Source organism: Campylobacter sp. BCW_6463 (assembly GCF_001762785.1).
GTDB lineage: Bacteria > Campylobacterota > Campylobacteria > Campylobacterales > Campylobacteraceae > Campylobacter_D > Campylobacter_D jejuni.
Genome location: NZ_MJXL01000028.1, coordinates 1 through 3552 on the forward strand (window position 1 = coordinate 1; position 3552 = coordinate 3552).

4 protein-coding genes are annotated in these 3552 nt (G+C 25.0%); all 4 read left to right on the forward strand.

Annotated features, from left to right (window positions below):
• Positions 1-1347 (forward strand): ATP-grasp fold amidoligase family protein (locus AJ884_RS10065; RefSeq protein ID WP_315940641.1); only part of this gene is annotated, 1347 nt, incomplete at its 5' end.
• Complete coding sequence (locus AJ884_RS02515; RefSeq protein ID WP_070286404.1) at positions 1334-2410, forward strand: pyridoxal phosphate-dependent aminotransferase; 1077 nt, start codon at positions 1334-1336, stop codon at positions 2408-2410. The genes AJ884_RS10065 and AJ884_RS02515, both read left to right, overlap by 14 nt.
• Positions 2400-3032 carry an HAD-IB family hydrolase gene (locus AJ884_RS02520; RefSeq protein ID WP_070286405.1) on the forward strand — a complete coding sequence of 211 codons (633 nt, stop codon included), beginning with the start codon at positions 2400-2402 and terminating at the stop codon, positions 3030-3032. Before AJ884_RS02515 ends, AJ884_RS02520 begins: the two co-directional genes overlap by 11 nt.
• A gap of 10 nt (positions 3033-3042) precedes the next feature.
• On the forward strand, positions 3043-3552 hold a 510-nt coding region (locus AJ884_RS02525; RefSeq protein WP_148123913.1), incomplete at its 3' end, for a glycosyltransferase family 2 protein.

Consider the following 3552-nt stretch of genomic DNA (forward strand, 5'->3'; position numbering starts at 1 on the left):
TTTAACACCAATTTATATGGCACAGCTAAACAAAGAATTCAAAACCAGCTTTGTTATAAATTGGGTCAAACTATGATTATTAATTCTAAAAGTATTATTGGCATTCTATTTATGCCAATATATTTGTTATCAACATTTTTAAATTACAAACAAGATCAAAAAATATATCATCAAAAAATAAAAAAAGATCCAACTTTAAAATTACCCCCTTTAGAAAATTATCCAGATTACCAAGAAGCTTTAAAGTATAAAGAACACTTATCTTATAAACTAGGAAAAATTTTATTAGAATCTTTTAAAACTTGGCATAAAGGTGGTTTGTTTAAATTTCCTTTTTTAGCTAAGGGAGTGAAAAAAAGGAGTAAAGTTGCTCTTGCGAGTAAGGAATGTAACTTAGAAGAGGATGAAATTTTTTTTAAAGAAAGACATAAGGCAATTTTTAATTATATACCAGATTTTAAACATCCACAAACCTTTAATGAAAAATTAGTTTTTAGAATGCTTTATGATAGAAGTCCTTTATATACTTTTTTAGCAGATAAATTAAAGATGAGAATTTTTGTTCAACAAATATTATCTCAATTTGATGAGAGTAATATTTTTGATAATAATTCAGTTCTTTTTCAAGATATAGATAAGATACAAGATAAAATTTTAAATACAAATATTTGTGAATATTTACCAAAACTATATGCCATATATGATGATATTTATGATATTGATTTTGACGCTCTTCCAGAATCATTTGTGTTAAAAACTAACCATGATTGCGGAGGTTATGTTATCGTAGAAGATAAAATAAAATTTTTAAGAGATATAGATTTATTTTCTAGTAGCATGCAAAAATTGCATAATCATTTGCATAGTAATTACTATTATTTATCTAGAGAATGGCATTATAAAGATATTAAACCAAAAATTTTTGCAGAAGAGTTATTGATAGATAAAAATGGTAAATTGGCAGATACTTATAAGTTTCATATTTTTGATCATAAAAATCTTAATAATAATTATATTCAAGTAACAACCGATAGATTTAATAACTATCAACGTTTCATAATGGATAGTAATTGGAATATAGCACCTTTTAATTTTACCTATGAAGTTTCTAAAGATAAGCTGCCAAATAGACCTTCAGAATTTGAGAAAATGTTTGAAATTTCTCTCAAGCTATCAAAAATGTTTGATTATGTTAGAGTGGATTTGTATTGTATTGATAATAGAATTTATATTGGTGAATTGACTTTTACACATGGTGCCGCTGGGGAGAAATTAAATCCTAATTGTTGGGATAAAAAACTTGGAAAATTATGGAATATAAGGAAGTTGTCAGATGTTGCCAAATAAAAATATACAAAATCTTAAGCCCTACATGTCTATCCCCCATGATATATGGAATTTTGAAAATTATGATAATGTTTTAAAATTAGATTGGAATGAAGCAACTATAAATCCTTCTCCAAAAGTTTTCGAACATATTTATCAATTTTTAAATAGCGGTAAATTAAATTGGTATCCTAATACTAAAAATATAGAACTTCTAAGAGCTTTATCTTTATATACAAAACAAGATAGTGAAGATTATATAGAAATCTTTGGAAGTTCCGATGCAGCTCATGAAAATATTATAGACGTATTTTTGGAAAAAAATTCTATCGTCTGTATTATATCTCCAACATATGATAATTTTAGGGCTAGGGCTAATGGGGTAGGTATAAAAACTATTAATTTTATGTTAGATAAAAATTTTGAATTAGATTTTGATGAATTAAATAACTTTTTAAAACAAAAAAAAGTTGATTTTTTATATATTTGCAATCCAAACAATCCAACAGGATTATGTTATGATAACAATAAACTTGAACAGCTTATTGTTAATAATTCAAAGGTAATGTTTTTAGTAGATGAGGCTTATTATGAATTTTGTAAAAAATCTGTTCAAAATCTTGTAAAAAATTGCAAGAATTTAATTATAACTAGAACTTTTTCCAAAGCTTTTGCTTTGGCTAGCTTTAGAATAGGGTATGTAATTTCACATGTTGACAATATTAAATCAATGAATAAACTTAGAAATTCTAAAAATATTTCTATGTTATCTCAAATAGCTGCTTTAGCAGCTTTAAAAGATGTGGAATATGTTGATAAATTTGTCGAACAGGTTGCTACTTCTAGAAAATTATTTTTAAAAGATATTAAGGCTTTTGATATTAGAGCATGTGAGCAAACAGAAACAAATTTTATTTTATTAAGTATGAAAAATATGCAAGAAGTTATTAATTATCTTAAGCAAAATAAAATTTTTATAAGAAATTATAATCATATTATTCCAGGATACTGTAGGATAACAATAGGAACTGTAGAGCAAATGAGATATTTACTTGATAAGTTAAAGGAATTTTATGAGCGGTAAGATATTTGCACTTTTTGATTTTTGCGAAACAATAACAAATTTTCAAACTTTAGAGAAATTTTTACCTTTGGTAGCACAAAAAAATCCTTATTATACTCATAAAACAAATGCTGAAAGAAGAGAAAAATTTGATAAATTGGGTTTAATATATCCTAGATATGAGGCTTTAATTGATTGCCCTGTAGATATTGTTAGAAATACAGCAAAGGAATTTTTATATAATCATATAATAAATAATATAAATAAAAATGTTATAAATAAATTATTTTGGCATCAAGATCAAGGACATGTGGTAGCTATAGTTTCCGGTGGATTTGAAATTTATATAAGAGAATTTGCTAAAATTTATGGTATAGAGCATATAGTGGCTATCGATTTGGAAAATTCTGATGATAAATTTACAGGTAATATACATGGTATTCATACAATGCAAGAAAGAAAATTATATAAACTTTCAAATATGTTTAATATAAAAGAATTTGATTTAAAGAATTCTTATGCATATAGTGATTGTGTTAGTGATATACCTTTGCTTTCATTTGTTGGACATCCTAATGTTATTGAATGTGGAAAAGATTTGAAATGGGCTAAATTGCTAAATTTTAATATTTTAAGAAACTAAAGAAAAAACAATGAAAACCGTAGGCGTAGTTATCCCAATCTATAATGTAGAAAAATATTTAAGAGAATGTTTAGATAGTGTTGTTAATCAAACTTATAAAAATTTACAAGTTGTACTTGTAAATGATGGTAGCACAGATGAAAACTCACTCAATATAGCCAAAGAATATACTTTAAAAGATGAAAGATTTATACTTTTTGATAAGGAAAATGGGGGTTTATCTTCAGCTCGTAATGTAGGCATAGAATTCTTTAGTAAAGAATATGATTTTAAAAACATTACCCAAGAATTAAAAGAAAACTCCTTAGTAGATTTTAAACTAGACAATAAAGATAATCCTTATAATATTTATAAAATATATAAAAGTTCAAATTTCTTTAAAAATAAAGATGAACTTTTAAATTTTAAAGCTCCTGATATTGATTATATTATCTTTTTAGATTCTGATGATTATTGGGAATTAAATTGTATAGAAGAATGTGTTCCTAGAATGGATGGTGTTGAAGTGGTTTGGTTTGAT